19 protein-coding genes are annotated in these 17,237 nt (G+C 65.4%); all 19 read left to right on the top strand.

The annotated features are described in order from the left end of the window. The first annotated feature begins 1 nt into the window (after window position 1). Entirely contained in the window at window positions 2–886 is an 885-nt protein-coding gene (locus tag ACK4FJ_RS05035) for a branched-chain amino acid ABC transporter permease (protein WP_409764736.1), read from the top strand. Window positions 887–905: 19 nt separating this feature from the next. Continuing rightward, entirely contained in the window at window positions 906–1,970 is a 1,065-nt protein-coding gene (locus tag ACK4FJ_RS05030; RefSeq protein ID WP_409764735.1) for a branched-chain amino acid ABC transporter permease, read from the top strand. Between the two features lie 106 nt (window positions 1,971–2,076). Beyond that, a complete protein-coding gene (locus ACK4FJ_RS05025; RefSeq protein ID WP_409764734.1) occupies window positions 2,077–3,387 on the top strand; it encodes an ABC transporter substrate-binding protein in 1,311 nt (436 codons plus the stop codon). 74 nt (window positions 3,388–3,461) lie between these two features. Next, a complete protein-coding gene (locus ACK4FJ_RS05020) occupies window positions 3,462–4,301 on the top strand; it encodes an ABC transporter ATP-binding protein (protein ID WP_409764733.1) in 840 nt (279 codons plus the stop codon). Between the two features lie 26 nt (window positions 4,302–4,327). Next, window positions 4,328–5,662, top strand: coding sequence for a phenylacetate--CoA ligase family protein (locus ACK4FJ_RS05015; RefSeq protein WP_409764732.1), 1,335 nt, complete (start codon window positions 4,328–4,330; stop codon window positions 5,660–5,662). 30 nt (window positions 5,663–5,692) lie between these two features. Then, window positions 5,693–6,295: a heme ABC exporter ATP-binding protein CcmA gene (gene ccmA / locus ACK4FJ_RS05010; protein ID WP_409764731.1), complete on the top strand. Its 603-nt coding sequence runs from the start codon at window positions 5,693–5,695 to the stop codon at window positions 6,293–6,295. Continuing rightward, window positions 6,295–6,960 (top strand): heme exporter protein CcmB, encoded by a 666-nt coding sequence (ccmB, locus tag ACK4FJ_RS05005; RefSeq protein WP_409764876.1) that lies wholly within the window; start codon window positions 6,295–6,297, stop codon window positions 6,958–6,960. Before ccmA ends, ccmB begins: the two co-directional genes overlap by 1 nt. Window positions 6,961–6,984: 24 nt before the next feature. Beyond that, a complete protein-coding gene (locus ACK4FJ_RS05000) occupies window positions 6,985–7,716 on the top strand; it encodes a heme ABC transporter permease (RefSeq protein ID WP_409764875.1) in 732 nt (243 codons plus the stop codon). A gap of 83 nt (window positions 7,717–7,799) precedes the next feature. Continuing rightward, on the top strand, window positions 7,800–7,979 hold the full coding sequence (gene ccmD, locus ACK4FJ_RS04995) for a heme exporter protein CcmD (RefSeq protein WP_409764730.1): 180 nt from the start codon (window positions 7,800–7,802) through the stop codon (window positions 7,977–7,979). A 4-nt stretch (window positions 7,980–7,983) separates the two neighbouring features. Beyond that, window positions 7,984–8,451, top strand: coding sequence for a cytochrome c maturation protein CcmE (gene ccmE / locus ACK4FJ_RS04990; protein WP_409764874.1), 468 nt, complete (start codon window positions 7,984–7,986; stop codon window positions 8,449–8,451). After that, window positions 8,448–10,427: a heme lyase CcmF/NrfE family subunit gene (locus ACK4FJ_RS04985; RefSeq protein WP_409764729.1), complete on the top strand. Its 1,980-nt coding sequence runs from the start codon at window positions 8,448–8,450 to the stop codon at window positions 10,425–10,427. The genes ccmE and ACK4FJ_RS04985 overlap by 4 nt, the downstream gene beginning before the upstream one ends. 9 nt (window positions 10,428–10,436) lie before the next feature. Then, entirely contained in the window at window positions 10,437–10,991 is a 555-nt protein-coding gene (locus ACK4FJ_RS04980) for a DsbE family thiol:disulfide interchange protein (RefSeq protein ID WP_409764728.1), read from the top strand. Continuing rightward, window positions 10,985–11,455, top strand: coding sequence for a cytochrome c-type biogenesis protein CcmH (locus ACK4FJ_RS04975; RefSeq protein ID WP_409764727.1), 471 nt, complete (start codon window positions 10,985–10,987; stop codon window positions 11,453–11,455). Before ACK4FJ_RS04980 ends, ACK4FJ_RS04975 begins: the two co-directional genes overlap by 7 nt. Next, a complete protein-coding gene (gene ccmI, locus ACK4FJ_RS04970) occupies window positions 11,455–12,828 on the top strand; it encodes a c-type cytochrome biogenesis protein CcmI (protein ID WP_409764726.1) in 1,374 nt (457 codons plus the stop codon). Before ACK4FJ_RS04975 ends, ccmI begins: the two co-directional genes overlap by 1 nt. Before the next feature lie 101 nt (window positions 12,829–12,929). Beyond that, entirely contained in the window at window positions 12,930–13,208 is a 279-nt protein-coding gene (locus ACK4FJ_RS04965; protein ID WP_409764725.1) for a hypothetical protein, read from the top strand. A 99-nt stretch (window positions 13,209–13,307) separates the two neighbouring features. Continuing rightward, entirely contained in the window at window positions 13,308–14,339 is a 1,032-nt protein-coding gene (locus tag ACK4FJ_RS04960; RefSeq protein WP_409764724.1) for an ABC transporter substrate-binding protein, read from the top strand. A 20-nt stretch (window positions 14,340–14,359) separates the two neighbouring features. After that, window positions 14,360–15,133, top strand: coding sequence for an ABC transporter ATP-binding protein (locus ACK4FJ_RS04955; protein ID WP_409764723.1), 774 nt, complete (start codon window positions 14,360–14,362; stop codon window positions 15,131–15,133). Beyond that, the gene (locus tag ACK4FJ_RS04950) at window positions 15,126–15,917 is read left to right on the top strand and encodes an ABC transporter permease (RefSeq protein ID WP_409764722.1); all 792 of its coding nucleotides are present in this window, start codon (window positions 15,126–15,128) and stop codon (window positions 15,915–15,917) included. The genes ACK4FJ_RS04955 and ACK4FJ_RS04950 overlap by 8 nt, the downstream gene beginning before the upstream one ends. Before the next feature lie 4 nt (window positions 15,918–15,921). Further along, a complete protein-coding gene (locus ACK4FJ_RS04945; RefSeq protein ID WP_409764721.1) occupies window positions 15,922–17,229 on the top strand; it encodes an FAD-dependent oxidoreductase in 1,308 nt (435 codons plus the stop codon). Window positions 17,230–17,237 lie beyond the last annotated feature (8 nt).

The following is a 17,237-nucleotide window of genomic DNA, read 5'->3' as shown; positions in this document are numbered from 1 at the left end:
GATGGCGTTCTTTCTAGAAGTCCTGATCGGCGGCCTGATGGCCGGTGTGATGTATTCCCTGGTCGCGCTCGGCTTCGTGCTGATCTTCAAGGCGTCCGGCGTGTTCAACTTCGCCCAGGGCGCCATGGTGCTGTTCGCCGGGCTGTTCTTCGTCGGCTTCATGGAGCTGGGCGTGCCGATGCTGGTCTCGCTGCTGCTCACCATCGCAGTGATGGTGCTGCTGGCGGGCGTGATCGAGCGGCTGGTGCTGCGTCATCTGGTGAATCAGGAAGGTATCATCCTGTTCATGGCCACCATCGGCGTGTCCTTCTTCCTGGACGGCTTCGGCCAGACCATCTGGGGCAGCAACGTGCGCCAGCTGGATATCGGCATCCCGACCGATCCGATCTTCCTGATGGATGGCGACATCCTGATCCAGTCCTTCGACCTCTGGGCCGCCCTGGTGGCCGGCACGCTGCTGGCGGTCCTGGTCGTGTTCCAGAAAACCCGCATCGGCCGCGCGCTGCGTGCAGTGGCCGACGACCACCAGGCGGCTCAGTCGGTGGGCATTCCGCTGAACGTGATCTGGATCATCGTCTGGGCGATCGCCGGCCTGGTCGCGCTGGTGGCCGGCGTGATGTGGGGCTCCAAGCTGGGTGTGCAGCCGGCCATCGTATCGCTGGCGCTCAAGGCCCTGCCGGTGCTGATCCTCGGTGGGTTCACGTCCATTCCGGGTGCCATTATCGGCGGCCTGATCATCGGTGCCGGCGAAAAGCTGGCCGAGGTCTATATCGGTCCGCTGTTCGGCGGCGGCATCGAGAACTGGTTCGCCTATGTGCTCGCCCTGGGCTTCCTGCTGATCCGGCCGCAGGGCCTGTTCGGCGAAAAGATCATCGAGCGCGTGTAGCGGTTAGGGGAAACAGGTCATGTTCTATCGCGAATCCGGCCAGTACAAGACCAGCTACAGCGCCGACCAGGCCATCTTCACCATTCCGCAGGACCGCGTCTTCTTCGCCCTGCTGATGCTGGCGGCCTTTATCGGCATCCCGCTGGTTTCCACCAACTACATCTACACCGCGCTGCTGATCCCCTTCCTCTGCCTGTCCCTGGCGGCGCTGGGGCTCAACATTCTGACCGGCTATTGTGGCCAGCTTTCGCTGGGCACCAGCGCCTTCATGGGCGTCGGCGCCGTGGCGGCCTGGAATATCGCCACCCGTGTGCCCGACCTCAACATTCTGCTGGTATTCGCGTTGGCCGGTCTGGTGACGGCGGCGGTCGGCATGTTCTTCGGCCTGCCCAGCCTGCGCATCAAGGGTTTCTATCTGGCGGTCGCCACCCTGGCGGCGCAGTTCTTCCTGCCCTGGCTGTTCGTCAAGGTCGGCTGGTTCACCAACTACGCCAATTCAGGCGTGATCACCGCGCCGCAGATCGTCATCTTCGGCTGGTCGGTCGACTCACCCATGGAGAAATATCTCTTTGCGCTCGGTGTTGTCACCCTGATGGCACTGGCGGCGAAGAACCTGGTCCGTAGCAATCCCGGCCGGCAATGGATGGCGATCCGCGACATGGACATCGCCGCCGAGATCATCGGCATCCGTCCGGTGGTGGCCAAGCTGACCGCCTTTGCCGTGTCGTCCTTCTATATTGGCGTGGCCGGTGCGCTGTATCTGTTCGTCTATCTCGGTTCGGCCGAGCCCGACGGTTTCACCATCACCATGTCGTTCCAGGTCCTGTTCATGATCATCATCGGCGGTCTGGGCTCGATACTGGGCAGTTTCCTCGGCGCCTTCTTCATCCTGCTGGTGCCGATCTTCCTGACCCGGGTGCCGCCGCTGCTGGGCTTCGACCTTTCCACGGCGCTGATCTCGCACCTCGAATTCATGGTGTTCGGCGCCCTGATCGTGATCTTCCTGATCGTCGAGCCGCATGGCCTGGCCCGGCTGTGGCAGATCACCAAGGAAAAGCTGCGTATCTGGCCGTTCCCATACTGAACCGTCGATGGCGGAACGGTAAAAACCGAGTTTGTCCTGTGTTTTTGACGTGCTAGGCTAACTGCAATTCCCGCCACAAAAGGCGGGTGTAACCGGGAGGATAAAAATGAAAGCATCCAAATGGATTGCGTCCCTTGTTCTGGGCGCGACCCTGGCCGGCGGCGCCACTGTGGCGCTGGCGCAGGAACAGGTGATTCCGTCGATGGTCTACCGCACCGGCCCGTTCGCGCCGAGCGGCATTCCGGTTGCCGACGGTTTTGCCGACTATATCAACCTGATCAACGAGCGCGATGGCGGCCTGAACGGCGTCAAGCTGCGTAACGAGGAATGCGAAACGCAGTACAACACCGAGCGCGGCGTCGAATGCTACGAGCGTCTCAAGGCGCTCGGCGGCACGATCTTCAGCCCGTACTCGACTGGCATCACCTACGCCCTGATCGACCGCGCGCCGACCGACAAGTCGGTGATCTTCTCGATGGGCTACGGCCGCGCCTCGGCCACCGTCGGCAATATCTTCCCCTGGGTCTTCACCGCTCCCGCCACCTACTGGGGCGGCGCCTCGGCCGGCATCCAGTACATCGCCAAGGAACTGGGCGGCAAGGACAAGATGAAGGGCAAGAAGGTTGCCTACGTCTATATCGACATCGCCTACGGCAAGGAGCCGATCCCGGTCTTCCAGAACTACGCCCAGGAACTCGGCTTCCAGCTCGAGCTGGTGCCGGTGCCGGCGCCGGGCCTGGAGCAGAAGTCGATCTGGCTGCAGATCCGCCAGATGCGGCCTGACTATGTCTACCTGCAGGGCTGGGGCGCGATGAACGCCGTGTCGCTGAAGGAAGCCGCTGCGGTGGGCTTCCCGCGCGAGAAGATGATCGGTATTTGGTGGTCGAGCCAGGACAGCGATGTGCAGGCGGCCGGTCCGGCGGCCAAGGGCTACAAGGGCCTGACCTTCCACGGCGCATCCAAGGACCTGCAACTGCTCAAGGACATGAAGAAGTTCCTGGTCGACAAGGGCAAGGCCTCCAACAACGGCAAGCATTACGGCGAGATTGGCTATCTGCGGGGCGCGATGAACGCCATGCTGACGGTCGAGGCTCTGCGCGCTGCGCAGGAAAAGCATGGCAAGGGCAAGGTGATGAATGGCGAGCAGTCGCGTGACGGCTTCGAAGCCATCAACCTGACCGATGCCAGCATCGAAAAGCTCGGCCTCAAGGGCTTCCTGCAGCCACTGAAGCTGGCCTGCGACAACCATCTGGGCGACGGCAAGATCCTCGTCGTGCAGTGGCAGGGCGACCAGTGGAAGCCAGTCAGCGACTGGATTCTGCCGGAGAACCAGAAGCTGTGGCCGCTGTATCTGAAGGATGCAGAGACCTACGCGCGCGAGAAGAACATCGCGTCGCGCGCCTGCGCAAAGTCGTAAGGCTCTGACGATCCCCCGCCGGCGGCGCTGGCGGGGGATTTTCTTTACCGCTTCCGCTGAACGGATTCCTGTCCATGACCGCCCAGACCAATGCCCAGCCGCATGCCGACGCCCAGCCCCTGCTGTCCGTCAACAATATCGAGGTGATCTACAACCACGTGATCCTCGTGCTGAAGGGCGTGTCGCTGCAATTGCCCAAGGGCGGCATCGTGGCCCTGCTGGGCGCCAACGGCGCCGGCAAGACCACCACGCTGAAGGCGATTTCCAATCTGCTGCGCGCCGAGCGCGGGGATATCACCAAGGGCCATATCGACTATCACGGCGAGCGGGTTGACCAGCTCAATCCCTCGGCCCTGGTCAAGAAGGGTCTGATCCAGGTGATGGAGGGGCGGCATTGCTTCGCCCATCTCACCGTCGAAGAGAATCTGATGACCGGCGCCTTCACCCGCGCCGATGGCGGCAAGGCGATCGCACAGGACCTGGAGAAGGTCTACACGTATTTCCCGCGCCTGAAGGTGCGCCGCAAATCGGTTGCCGGCTATACCTCGGGCGGCGAGCAGCAGATGACGGCCATAGGCCGCGCGCTGATGAGTCGGCCCGACACTATCCTGCTGGACGAGCCCTCGATGGGCCTGGCGCCGCAGCTGGTCGAGGAAATCTTCGAGATCGTGCACAAGCTGAACAAGGAAACCGGTGTCAGCTTCCTGGTGGCCGAGCAGAACACCAACATGGCTTTGCGCTATGCCGATTATGGTTACATCCTGGAAAACGGCCGCATCGTGATGGATGGCGAGGCGCAGAAGCTGCGCGAGAATGCCGACGTGAAGGAATTCTACCTCGGTCTCGGGGCCGGCGGCCGGCGCAGCTTCCGCGACGTGAAGCATTATCGCCGGCGCAAACGCTGGCTGGCCTGATCCTATCGAAATCGCAGGAGAGTATCTTGGCGCGCGCGAGCAAACCGAAATCGGCAAAGCCGAAGGCTGTGAAGGCACCCAAACTGAAGGTGCGCGCCGACGAATATTTCGACAAGCGCGAGACCCGCTCGCTCGCCGCGCGCCAAAAGAGCCAGATCGCGGCCCTGCAGGCGCTGATCGCCCATGCCAAGAAGGCCAGCCCCTATTACCGTGAGATACTGAAGGACGTGAAGCCGGCGAAGATCACCTCGCTGGCCGCCCTGGCCAAACTTCCGGTCACCCGCAAATCCGATCTCGCGCCGCGCCAGAAGGCGATGCCGCCGCTGGGCGGCCTGCTGGCCGGCAAACCATCCGAGATCGCCAATGTCTTCCAGTCGCCCGGACCGCTTTATGAAGCCTATGGCCGCCCGACCGCGAAGGTGAAGGACCCTTGGCGCTTCGCCCGCGCCATGTGGGCGGCCGGCTGCCGCCCCGGGGATCTGGTGCACAACACCTTCTCCTATCACCTCACGCCGGCCGGCCGCATGACCGAAGGTTCGGCCCATGCCATCGGCTGCCCGGTTTTTCCCGCCGGCGTCGGCAATACCGAATTGCAGCTGGATGCCATCGCGCAGCTGCAGCCGCGCGTTTATTGCGGCACGCCGTCCTTCCTGAAAATCCTGCTCGAGAAGGCGAAAGAAGCCGGCAAGCCAGCCGCGTCGTTGAAAAAGGGCCTGGTCGGCGGCGAGGCCCTGCCGCCTTCGCTTCGTGCCGAACTGAAGAATCTGGGCGCCGAGGTGCTGCAATCCTACGGCACGGCGGAACTGGGCCTGATTGCTTACGAGTCGAAGGCGATGGACGGCATGATCCTGGACGAGGACGTGATCGTCGAGATCGTGCGTCCGGGCACCGGCGATCCGGTGGCGCTGGGCGAGGTGGGCGAGGTGGTGGTCACCGTGCTGGCCAATCCGGTCTATCCGATGATCCGGTTCGCCACCGGCGACCTTTCGGCCATCCTGCCGGGTATCAGCCCCTGCGGCCGCACCAACACCCGCATCAGGGGCTGGATGGGCCGCGCCGACCAGACCACCAAGGTGAAAGGCATGTTCGTCACGCCGGGCCAGATCGGCCAGGTGGCGGCCCGCCATCCCGAAATCGCCCGTGCCCGGCTGGAGGTCAGTTCGGAAAACAACCTCGATGCCGTGGTGCTGAAGCTCGAAGTGAAGGGCCATGTCTCGACCGTGGACGCCGCAGCTCTGGCGAAAGCCGTGGCCGAGACCTTCCAGTCCGTGTGCAAGCTGCGCGGCCATGTCGAAGTGGTGGCGGCCGGCAGCCTGCCCAACGACGGCAAGGTGATCGCCGATCTCCGCACCTATCAGTAAGGCTCTGAAAAGGCTAAACTCCGTCGCGTCATGGCGTTGGCGGTCGAAGGGCTCGTCTGCATTCGCGGCGAGCGTCAGCTCTTTTCCGATGTGACTTTCCGTCTCGCGGCCGGCGAGGCGTTGCTGCTGCGCGGCCCGAATGGCAGCGGCAAATCCAGCCTGCTGCGCCTGCTGGCCGGCTTCCTGCCGGCCGCCGACGGCCGGGTGCTGCGGGATGAAGACTCCCGGCTGTTCTATGTCGGCCACCAGGATGCCGTGAAGCCGCAGCTCAGCACCGAGGACAATCTGGTTTTCTGGGCCCGCCTGCTGGGCCTCGATGATGTGGCGGCGCAGCAGCAATCCGTCGCCGCGCTGGAGGCGGCCGGCCTGTCGCGCCAGCGCCGCCTGCCGGGGCGATATCTTTCGGCCGGGCAGAAGCGCCGCCTGGCACTGGCCCGCCTGCTGGTCGCGCCGGCCGATCTGTGGCTGCTGGATGAGCCCACCAATGCGCTGGATACCGCCGCCGTCGCCTGGCTGGGTGGTGTTCTGGCCACGCATCGCGCGCGTGGCGGCATGGTGATCCTGGCCAGTCATGTGGATGTGCCGCTGCCCGATGCGCGCCGGCTCGACCTGCCGGAAGGCCACCTGTCATGATGAAGGCCTTCCTCGCCATTGTCGGTCGCGACCTGCGGCTGGGCTTCGGCGCCCAGGGCGCCATGCTCACCACTCTGCTGTTCTTTGTGCTGGCGGTCAGCCTGTTTCCGCTTGGCGTCGGGCCGGAGCCGCAGATTCTGGCCCGTATCGCCGCCGGCGTGATCTGGGTGGCGGCTTTGCTGGCGGCGATGCTGTCGCTCGACCGCCTGTTCCAGACCGACCAGGAAGACGGCACGCTCGACCTGCTGGCCCAGGCGCCGCTGCCGCTTGGTCTCGTCGCGCTGGCCAAGACTTTGGCCCATTGGCTCACCACCGGTCTGCCGCTCACCGTGATCGCGCCGCTGCTGGCGGTGATGATGCAGATGGAACTGGCGACCATGCCGGTGCTGCTGCTGGCCCTGTTGCTCGGCACGCCAAGTTTGAGCCTGATCGGCGCCATCGGCGCGGCACTGACGCTTGGCGCCCGGCGTGGCGCCGTGCTGGTGCCGCTGATCACATTGCCGTTAGTGATCCCCGTGCTGATTTTCGGTGTCGGCGCAGTGGAAGCCGCCGCCTATGGCCTTACTCCCGCGCCGCATCTGCTGCTGCTGGGCGCCTTCCTGGCTGGCAGTCTGGCCCTCAGCCCCTTTGCCATTGCCGGCGCCATCAAGCTGGCCTTGGAATGAGCCCGGCCCTATAAAGCGCCCATGCTGCACGCCCTCGCCAATCCCGCCCGCTTCCTGCGCCTGATGGGCGCCATCCGCCCCTGGGCGGCGGCGGTGGCCGTGCTCGGCCTCGGGCTCGGCCTGGGCTGGGGTCTGCTGTGGTCGCCGCCGGATTACCAGCAGGGCGAAACCGTGCGGATCATGTATATCCACGTGCCGGCGGCCTGGATGGCCATGTTCATCTATGCCGCCATGGCGGTGGCCTCGGCCACGGCGCTGATCTGGCGCCACCCGGTGGCGGAGCTTGCGGCCAAGGCTTCGGCCCCTGTGGGCGCGGCCTTCACCCTGATCTGCCTGATCACCGGCTCGCTCTGGGGCAAGCCGATGTGGGGCACATGGTGGGTCTGGGATGCCCGGCTCACCTCGATGCTGATCCTGTTTTTCCTGTATCTCGGCTATATCGCTCTGTGGGAAGCCTTCGACGATCCCGGTCGTGCCGGCCGTGCTGCCGCCATCCTAGCCCTGGTCGGCGCCGTCAACCTGCCGATCATCAAGTTCTCGGTCGACTGGTGGAACACCCTGCATCAGCCGGCCAGTGTGCTGACCCTGGAAGGGCCAAAAATCCACCCGGATATCCTCTGGCCGCTGCTGATCACCGCCATCGGTGCCAAGGGCTATTACGTCTGGGTGCTGAGCCTGCGGGTCAGGGCCGAAATCCTGCAGCGACAGGCCCGCATTCTGCGCTTTTCGGTCGCGACCGATCGCCGCGCAGGCTAGGCTGGGCTAGCCGTTCGGCGGCGAAGACTATATTTTCACCCGACTGTTGGCCGCAGGGGCCAAGGGAACCAAAGGGTTAACGCGTGTACTGGTCATCGCTCGGCGATTTCCTGGCCATGGGCGGTCATGCCGCCTTCGTCTGGCCGTCTTTCGCCATTGCCCTCCTGTTACTGCTTGGTCTGGGTCTGCAGAGCCGGCTGGCCATGAGGGCGGCCGAGCGAGAACATGCCGAAGCAAAGCATGAGGCTGGCCGAGATGCGTAAGGGCATGTCGCGCAAGCGCAAGCGTCTGCTGGCCGTCCTGGGCCTGGTGGCGGGTCTGGCCATGGCCGTGACGCTGGTCCTGTCGGCCTTCAACGAGAATCTGGTCTTCTTCCACAGTCCCTCCGACGTGGTGGAAAAGCAGCTGCCGCCCGACAAGCGTTTCCGCATCGGCGGTCTCGTCGTGCAGGGCAGCGTGAAGAAGGATGGCCTCAACACGGAATTCACCGTCACCGACATGCGCCACGAGGTGCGCATCAGCTATACCGGCATGCTGCCCGACCTGTTTCGCGAAGGGCAGGGCGTGGTGGCCAATGGCAGGCTGGACCGCGATGGCCGTTTCGTTGCCTCAGAAGTGCTGGCCAAACACGACGAGAATTACATGCCGCCCGAAGTCGCCGATGCCCTGAAGAAATCCGGCCAGTGGCATGAAAACAGCGGCGACCATCTCAAGCTGGTGAAACCCGGCTCATGATCGCCGAACTTGGCCATATCGCCCTGATCCTCGCGCTCTGTCTGGCGCTGGTGCAGGGCATCCTGCCACTGATCGGCGCCGCGCGCGGCATCGATGGCTGGATCGCACTTGGCCCGCAGGCCGCCCTCGGTCAGGCCGTGCTGGTGGCCTTTGCCTTCGGCTGCCTGACCTATGCCTATGTGACCTCGGATTTCTCGGTGCTGAACGTGGCCGAGAATTCGCACACGCTGAAACCCATGCTCTACAAGATCAGCGGCGTGTGGGGGAACCATGAGGGTTCGCTGCTGCTGTGGATTCTGATCCTGGTGATCTTCGGCGCGGCCGTGGCGGTGTTCGGCGGCAACCTGCCGGCCACACTGAAGGCGCGTGTGCTGGCCATCCAGGGCCTGATCGGCGTCGGCTTCCTCGCTTTCATCCTGTTCACCTCCAACCCCTTCAGCCGACTGCTGCCGCCGCCGCTGGAAGGCCGCGGCCTCAATCCCCTGCTGCAGGATCCCGGCCTCGCCTTCCATCCGCCGTTCCTCTATCTGGGATATGTCGGTTTCTCGGTGGCGTTTTCCTTCGCGGTCGCCGCCCTGATCGAGGGCCGCGTCGATCCGGCCTGGGCACGCTGGGTGCGGCCCTGGACGCTGGCGGCCTGGTGCTTCCTCACCCTCGGCATCGCGCTCGGTTCCTGGTGGGCCTATTACGAACTGGGCTGGGGCGGCTGGTGGTTCTGGGATCCGGTCGAGAATGCATCCTTCATGCCCTGGCTGGCTGGCACGGCTCTGCTGCATTCGGCCATCGTGGTGGAAAAGCGCGACGCGCTGAAAAGCTGGACTATCCTGCTCGCCATCCTCACCTTTTCGCTCAGCCTGCTGGGCACCTTCCTGGTGCGTTCGGGCGTGATCAACTCGGTGCATGCCTTCGCCACCGATCCCACCCGTGGCGTGTTCATCCTGGCTTTCCTCTGCGTCGTGGTGGGCGGCAGCCTGGTGCTCTACGCCCTGCGTGCGCCAGCCCTGCAGGCGGTGGGCGTTTTCGCGCCCATCAGTCGCGAGGGCGCGCTGGTCCTCAACAACCTGCTGCTGGCGGTCGCCACGGCGGCGGTGCTGCTCGGCACGCTGTATCCCGTGGCGCTGGACGCGATCAGCGGCGCCAAGGTTTCGGTCGGCCCGCAATATTTCAACGCCGTCTTCATGCCGCTGATGGCGCCGCTGGTGGCGGCCATCGCCATCGGGCCGCTGCTGGCCTGGAAGCGTGGCGATCTAGCTGCCGCCCTGCAACGGCTTGTGCCGGCGGCCATCGCCGCGCTTGCGGCGCTGGGTCTCGGCCTGTGGCTGATGGACTCGAAAAGCTTCTACAGCCTGCTGGGCCTTGTTCTGGGCGCATGGCTCGGCATCGGCGCTCTTTGCGAAGTAGCCTTGCGCGTGAAGCTGTTCACCGCTCCGCTGACTGAAACCCTGAATCGCGCCCGCTTCCTGCCGCGCGCCGCCTGGGGCATGACGGTGGCGCATCTGGGCGTCGCCATGCTGGTGCTGGGCATCACCGTATCCGAGACCTGGCAAGTCGAGGTGCAGCAGGTTATGAAACCGGGCGAAGTGGCGAAAGTCGGCCCGGTGGAATACCGCTTTCTTGGCGTCACGCCGTACAAGGGACCGAACTATACGGCCCAGCAGGGCCGCTTCGAGGTGCTGGAAAATGGCCGCGTGGTGCGCGAGATGCGCCCGGCCCAGCGTCGCTACCAGCAGCCGCCGATGGAAACCACCGAGGCCGCGATCCGGCCTTCGCCGGTGGCCGATCTCTATGCCGTGGTGGGCGAAGGCAATGCTCAGACTGGCTGGGCCGTGCGTCTGTACTGGAAGCCGCTTGTTTCCTGGATCTGGCTGGGTGCGCTGGTCATGGCTTTTGGCGGCATGCTGTCGTTGTCCGACCGCCGCCACCGCGTCGGTGCGCCGGTGCGCCGGCGCCAGGCCGCGCCGTCTGCGGCCGAATAGGAATCCCGCATGCGTCTCGCCTATCTGGTTCCGCTGGTTGTCTTCGTATTGATCGGGCTGGGCCTCGCCATCGGGCTCACGCTCAATCCGCGCGAGATTCCGTCTGCCCTGATCGGCAAGCCGGTGCCGGAATTCTCGCTGCCGCCGGTACAGGGCCGCACGCTGGGTCTGGCCACGGCCGATCTGAAAATCGGCGAACCCAGCGTGGTGAATGTGTTTGCTTCCTGGTGCGTGCCGTGCCGCGTCGAGCATCCGCTGCTGCTCGCGCTCAAGCGCGACGGCATCGCGCCGATCCACGGCCTGAACTACAAGGACGACCCGGCCGACGTGGCGAAATGGCTGGACCAGCTTGGCGATCCCTTTACCCGCACCGGCGCCGACCGCAATGGCCGCGTCGGCATCGACTGGGGCGTGTATGGCGTGCCGGAAACCTTTGTGGTCGACGGCAAGGGCAACATCATGTGCAAGCATGTCGGTCCGCTCACCGACTGGGATATGGACAACAAAATCCGCCCCCTGCTGCGCGACCTGAAAGCGGGCCAGCCGAGCAAGGTGAAATGTTGAAACGTCTGGTATTCCTGCTCGTCCTGCTGATCGCAACGCCTGTCGCGGCCCAGCATCTGGACGACCGTCTGGCCGACCCGGCGCAGGAGCTGCGTGCCCGCGAGCTGTCGCGCGAGCTGCGCTGCCTGGTCTGTCAGAACCAGTCGATCGAGGATTCCAACGCGCCGCTGGCGCGTGACCTGCGCCGGATTGTGCGCGAACGTGTCGCGGCCGGCGACAGCGACCGCGCCATTATGGACTATCTGGTGGCGCGGTATGGCGAATGGGTTCTGCTCAAGCCGCGTTTCAACCTGCAGACCCTGCTGCTCTGGCTCGGGCCGGCGCTGTTCCTTGTGATCGGCGGCGTGGTGGTGTTCTTCCTGTATCGCCGCCAGCGTGCTGTAACGGCGCCGCCCGCCGCGCCGCTCGATGCCGAGGAGCAGAAGCGGCTGGCCGCGCTGCTTGACGATGGAGAGCGGCGCTGATGCTGTGGCTCGGTTTTGCCCTGCTGGCGCTGGTGGCGCTGGCTTTTCTGCTCTGGCCCCTGCTGCGGCACCGGCATGCGGAAGCGGGCCGCAAGGTTCATGACCTCGCCGTCTATCGCGCCCAGCTCGACGAAGTGGCGCAGGAGCAGGCGCGTGGTGCGCTGACCGAGGCCGAGGCTTCCGCCGCGAAGCTGGAAATCCAGCGCCGCCTGCTGCGTGCCGATGCTGCTACCGATCTCGCGGTACCGAAGCAATCTGGCCGTGGTATTCGGATCGCCACCATGATCGTGCTGGCCCTGGTGCCGTTGCTGGGCGGCGGGCTTTATCTGGCGCTGGGCCGCCCCGATGCGGCCGAGTTCAACCTGGCGCAGGCGCGCATCCGTGCCGAACGCGAGGCGCAGCTGCGTCAGGATACCGAGCGCATGATTTCGCAGTTGCGCGAACGGCTGGCGGCTTCGCCCGACCGTGCCGATGGCTGGCTGCTGCTCGGCCGTTCGCTGCTGCTCACCGAGCGTCCGGCCGAAGCCGTCGAGGCTCTGGACCGCGCCATCGTGCTGCAGCCCGGTGAGGTCGAAGCCTATGCCCTGCGCGCCGAGGCATTGACACTCGCCGCCGACGGTTCGGTCACCGATGCGGCGCAGCGCGATTTCCGCGCCGTGCTGGAGCGAGATCCCCAGCATCCCGGCGCACGCTATTATCTCGGTCTGGCCCGCCTGCAGCAGGGCGATACGCGCGGCGCCTATGACGACTGGTATGCGCTGGCGGCCGACAGTCCGGCCGATGCGCCCTGGCTGGAAACCGTACATGGCCGCCTGCGTGAGCTGGCGCCGCGCCTCGGCGTTGCGCTTGCTCAGGCGGTGCCACAGCCCAGACCGGCCGAAGCACCGGATCGTTCCCAGGTGGAAGCCGCGCAGCAGATGTCGGAAGCCGACCGCGCCGAGATGATCCGCGGCATGGTGGATCGCCTGGCCGAACGCCTGAAGGAAAATCCCGACGATGCAGATGGCTGGCTGCGTCTGGCCCGCGCCCGCGAGGTGCTGGGCGAGATGGATGCCGCCCGCGAGGCCCTGCGCCGCGCGGTGGCGCTCCAGCCCGGGCGGGTGGAAAGCCGGGTGGCGCTGGCGTTCAACCTGGCCGGTACTGCCGTGAAAAGCCGCGACCCGCTCCCGGCAGAAGCCGTGGCCGAATTCCGCGCCGTGCTGCAGCAGGCCCCCAACCATGCCCAGGCGCTGTGGTTCGTCGGCCGGGGCGCCTATGAGGCCGGAGACAAGGCCGGCGCGGCCGAGCACTGGAACAGGCTGCTGGCCCTGCTGCCGCCCGACTCGCCCGAGGCCCGCGAACTCTCCGAACGTATCGCCAGCCTGACCCGCTGAAGCCGGCTTCCGGCCCGGGCCTGTTAACCTTCGTTTAAGGGAGTCCTGCGCGTAATCGGGCCGGATTGAGGGGCCATTCCGGCCTCCGGGCTGGGTGAGTTATGGCTATCGGACCAAGCAACAATCTTCTTTCCGCGCTGTCGCAGCTGCAGGGTTCGGCCCGTCCGGCCGCGTCGCAACCGCGTCCGCCCCAGCAAAGCCAGAACAGCTTCGCCGCCCAGCTTGGTGGCGTGAACGCGATCCGCGCCACCGCGCCGGCGACACAATCCGTTGCCCAGGTTTCAGAACAGCCGCAAAACGCCGCCGCGCCCGCCCAGCAGTCGCGGCCGATCCCATCCCGCGGCGGCTATCTCGGCCAGTACGTCAACATCGTGGTCTGATTCAACCGGCCGTATACGGCCGGTTTGATTGACGTCGCCGGACCCGGCGGCTAGCTTGGCCCCTTCTTCGTTGCCATAAAAACGATCCGGGGAAACGCCATGCTTTCGCGTCGTCTGCTGCTCAGCCTTTGTGCCGCCCTTCTGCTGTCGCCCGCCGTAGCCATCGCACAGCCGAAGGACAAGGTCGCCATCTCGGCGCTGCCGTTCATTTCCACGGCGCCGATCTTCATCGCCAAGGAACGCGGCTATTTTGATGCCGAGGGCATCGATCTCGACATCAAGGTTTTCAACGCCGCCCAGGCCGTGGCCGTGGCGGTGGCTTCCAACGACACCCAGTTCGGCATCACCGCTTTCACCGGCGGCTTCTTCAACCTGGCGGGCAAGGGTGCGCTGAAGGTGGTGGCTGCACAGAGCCGTGAGGAGCCGGGCTACAATTTCGTGGCTTATGTGGCCTCGAAGAAGGCCTACGACGCCGGCTTCCGTTCGCCGAAGGATTTCGCGGGCAAAAGCGTGGCGATCACCACGGTCGGCTCCAGCTTCCACTACAATCTGGGCATGCTGGCCGACAAATATGGTTTCAAGCTCGACAGCGTGCAGATGAAGCCGGTGCAGTCGATTCCCAACATGATGGCGGCGCTGACTGGCGGTCAGGTGGATGCCACCATCCTGCCGGCCAACAATGCGCTGAAGCTGGAGGCCGATGGCGCCGGCAAGATCATCGGCTGGGTGCATGAACATACGCCCTGGCAGCTTGGCGTACTGTTTGCCTCGTCCAAGATCGTCAAGGAACAACGCCCGCTGGTGGCACGCTTTGTGCGCGCCTACCAGAAGGGCCTGGCCGATTACGCCGCTGCCTTCCTGGCCAAGGATTCCCAGGGCAACCGCATGGTCGGCGAGAAGGCGCTGGCCCTGATGCCGGTGCTGGAGAAGTGGGTGCAGCCCAAGCCGAGCATCGACACTGTGAAGGTGGCCGCCAATTACATGGACCCGCAGGGCCGCCTGCTGGTGAAGAACATCTACGACCAGCTCGCCTGGTATCAGGCCCAGGGCCTGGTCGACAAATCGGTCAAGGTCGAGGATTTCCTCGACCTCAGCTTCGTGAAGGGCCATCTCGACCTGCCGAAGCGGTAAGCAGCCAGCGAGTATATTTCATGCAGGTGGTGCTGGACGGGGTCGGCTATGCCTATGGCGATCTGCCGGTCCTGCAGGATATCGGTTTTACCGTTGCCGAAGGCGAGACGGCGGCCCTGATCGGGCCGTCGGGCTGCGGCAAATCCACCCTGCTCAATCTGGTCGGCGGCCTGCTGCAACAGCAGACAGGCCGCATCACCACGCCGGGCAAGGCGCCGCCGGGTTGCCTCAATCCGCTGACCTTCGTGTTCCAGGATTTTGCCCTGCTGCCCTGGCGCAGCGTGGCCGGCAATGTCGCGCTGGCGCTGGAGCATCACGGCCTGGGCCGCAGGGAACGCGAGACCCGCATTCATGAAGTGCTGACGCTCTGCGGCCTCGCCGATTTCGCCAGCGCCCTGCCGAAACAGCTTTCCGGCGGCATGCGCCAGCGCGTCGGCATCGCCCGTGCGATTGCCGTGAAGCCGGCCGTGCTGCTGATGGATGAACCGCTCTCGGCGCTGGATGCCCAGACGCGCGAATTGCTGATGGAAGACCTGGTGGCGATCTGGGCGCGCGAACGTACCACCACGCTTTATGTGACCCACAACCTGTCGGAGGCCGTGCGGCTGGCCGACAAGGTGGTGGTGCTGTCGCGCCGGCCGGGTCGCGTCAAACGCATCGTCGACGTGCCGGTGCCGGTGACCGAACGGCACAAGACCGAACATGCCGCCGTTCTGCAGGCCCTGCAGGACGATCTCTGGAGCCTGATCAAGACCGAAGCGCAGGTGGCGGATCGCGAGGTGCAGGATGTCTGAAATCCATCCAACCGTTCCCTTCCGCGGCCGTGGTTTCGTGCCCGCCACCCGGCGCTGGGCACCCTGGCTCGCCTTCATCGTGATCATTGCCGCCTGGGAGGCCGCCTCCGATACCGGCCTGTTGCCGGCGCTGTTCATGCCGGCGCCGCACGAGGTGGTGATGGCGCTCTACGACCTATTCGCCGATGGCCGGCTGGTGGATCATATCGCCGCATCGCTGCAGCGCATCGTCGGCGGCTGGCTGCTGGGCAGTTTCGCCGGCCTGTGCTTCGGGTTCGCCATGGGCATCTTCGTGCTGGCGCGTTCGGTCGGCCTGCCCGTCGTGGCGGCGCTGTTTCCGATCCCGAAGATCGCGCTGCTGCCGCTGTTCATCCTGTGGTTCGGCATCGGCGAGCCATCCAAGATCGCCACCATTGCGCTTGGCGTGTTCTTCCCCACCGTGGTCAGCACCTATTCGGCGGTCGACAACGTGCCGCGCAACCTGATCCGCATGGCGCAGAGCTTCGGCCTCTCCACGCCGGCCATCGTGTGGAAGGTGGTACTGCCCGGGGCGATGCCCGGGATCCTGGCCGGTTTTCGCATCTCGTCCTCGATCGCACTGATCCTGGTGGTGGCGGCCGAGATGATCGGCACCCAGGTTGGTATCGGCGCCTTTGTGCTGGCGGCCGGCAACCTGATGCAGACCGATCAACTGGTCGGCGGCGTGGTGCTGCTGTCGCTACTCGGCCTCACCATCAGCTGGCTGCTCGGGATTGCCGAGAGAATCCTGCTGCGCTGGCGGTAAGACGATGACCGAGCACCCCATTCCCGCCACCCGCGTGGTGCGACAGGCCGGCCCGGCGGCAGCCCGTGTGCTGGAAGCCGATATCGTCATACTGGGCGCCGGCATCAGCGGCATCTCGGCGGCGCTGGAGGCGGCGAAACTCGGTCGCCGTGTTGTGCTCGTCGATGCCGGACAGCAGCTTGGCGGGCAGTCCACCGGCAGCCTGCTGGGCACCTTCTGCGGTTTCTATTCCAACGGCCCCGATCCCTATCGCGTGGTCTACGGCATCGTGGACGAGATGTTCGCGCATCTGAGGAAGACCGATGCCTTCCACCTGCGCCGGGGCCGCAACAGCTATATCCCGCTTTACCAGGAGCAGGCGCTGGTGCGCTGGATCGAGCAGGCAGTGCATTGCGCCGGGATCGACGTGCTGCTGGGCGCCATCCTGCTGGAGGTGAAACGCGATGGCGGCCGCATCACGGCGCTTTCGCTTGCCACTCGCTTCGGGCCGGTCGAATTGCGTGGCCAGGGTTTTGTCGATGCCTCGGGCGATGCCGCGCTCAGTTTCGCGGCCGGTTTCGACTGCCGCCAGCCGGCCAGCCCGATCATGGGCACCCTGATGTTCACGCTGGAAGGATTTGATGAGGCGGCAGCCCTGAAACTGGATCGCTGGGCGGTGCAAAAGCATCTGGCCGAGCAGGGCGGCCGTTATGGCCTGGTGCGGCGCGATGGTTTTGTCTTTGCCTTCCCTGGCAAGGGGCAGGCCACGGTGAACATGACCCATGTGGAAACGCCGCTGGAGCCGCTGGGGCTGGCCGCTGCGCAGGCCGAGGGCCGCGCCCAGGCCGACCGCGTGGTGGCTTTCCTGCGTGGCGAATATCCGCAGGTCTTCGGCACCGCCCGCGTGCGGCAATACGGCATGCTGGGCATCCGCCAGACGCGCTGGATCGTGGGCGGCCACAGCATCACGGTGGACGAGGTGCGGCGTGGCGTGAAGCCCGCCGATGCCATCCTGCGCTGCTCCTGGCCGGTCGAACTGCATGACCGTGCCGAGGACGTACACTGGGAAGAATTCGGCGACGACCACCTGCATTACGTGCCGCTGCGCGCCATGCTGCCGGTTGGCGCCGACAATCTGGTGGCGGCCGGCCGCTGCATCGATGGCGATCCGGCCGCGCTCAGTTCGGTGCGCGTGATGGGCCCCTGTGTCGCCATGGGGGCGGCAGCGGCCCATGCGCTCGACCTGGCCGGTGCCGGCTCGGTGCAGCAGATCGACATCGCCGCCCTGCAGGCACGGCTGGCCGACAACCTGACCCGCTGCGACCGCGACTGACCCGGTCA

The organism is Ferrovibrio sp., from assembly GCF_046297595.1.
Classification (GTDB): domain Bacteria; phylum Pseudomonadota; class Alphaproteobacteria; order Ferrovibrionales; family Ferrovibrionaceae; genus Ferrovibrio.
The sequence above is the reverse complement of the archived record's forward strand: the minus strand, read 5'-3'. Positions and strand labels throughout refer to the sequence as shown.

Coding starts and splice junctions, on each gene's coding strand:
- ACK4FJ_RS05035 (WP_409764736.1), top strand. CDS start 2: ATGGCGTTCTTTCTAGAAGTCCTGATCGGCGGCCTGATGGCCGGTGTG.
- ACK4FJ_RS05030 (WP_409764735.1), top strand. CDS start 906: ATGTTCTATCGCGAATCCGGCCAGTACAAGACCAGCTACAGCGCCGAC.
- ACK4FJ_RS05025 (WP_409764734.1), top strand. CDS start 2,077: ATGAAAGCATCCAAATGGATTGCGTCCCTTGTTCTGGGCGCGACCCTG.
- ACK4FJ_RS05020 (WP_409764733.1), top strand. CDS start 3,462: ATGACCGCCCAGACCAATGCCCAGCCGCATGCCGACGCCCAGCCCCTG.
- ccmA (WP_409764731.1), top strand. CDS start 5,693: ATGGCGTTGGCGGTCGAAGGGCTCGTCTGCATTCGCGGCGAGCGTCAG.
- ccmB (WP_409764876.1), top strand. CDS start 6,295: ATGAAGGCCTTCCTCGCCATTGTCGGTCGCGACCTGCGGCTGGGCTTC.
- ccmE (WP_409764874.1), top strand. CDS start 7,984: ATGTCGCGCAAGCGCAAGCGTCTGCTGGCCGTCCTGGGCCTGGTGGCG.
- ACK4FJ_RS04985 (WP_409764729.1), top strand. CDS start 8,448: ATGATCGCCGAACTTGGCCATATCGCCCTGATCCTCGCGCTCTGTCTG.
- ACK4FJ_RS04980 (WP_409764728.1), top strand. CDS start 10,437: ATGCGTCTCGCCTATCTGGTTCCGCTGGTTGTCTTCGTATTGATCGGG.
- ACK4FJ_RS04975 (WP_409764727.1), top strand. CDS start 10,985: ATGTTGAAACGTCTGGTATTCCTGCTCGTCCTGCTGATCGCAACGCCT.
- ccmI (WP_409764726.1), top strand. CDS start 11,455: ATGCTGTGGCTCGGTTTTGCCCTGCTGGCGCTGGTGGCGCTGGCTTTT.
- ACK4FJ_RS04965 (WP_409764725.1), top strand. CDS start 12,930: ATGGCTATCGGACCAAGCAACAATCTTCTTTCCGCGCTGTCGCAGCTG.
- ACK4FJ_RS04960 (WP_409764724.1), top strand. CDS start 13,308: ATGCTTTCGCGTCGTCTGCTGCTCAGCCTTTGTGCCGCCCTTCTGCTG.
- ACK4FJ_RS04955 (WP_409764723.1), top strand. CDS start 14,360: ATGCAGGTGGTGCTGGACGGGGTCGGCTATGCCTATGGCGATCTGCCG.
- ACK4FJ_RS04950 (WP_409764722.1), top strand. CDS start 15,126: ATGTCTGAAATCCATCCAACCGTTCCCTTCCGCGGCCGTGGTTTCGTG.
- ACK4FJ_RS04945 (WP_409764721.1), top strand. CDS start 15,922: ATGACCGAGCACCCCATTCCCGCCACCCGCGTGGTGCGACAGGCCGGC.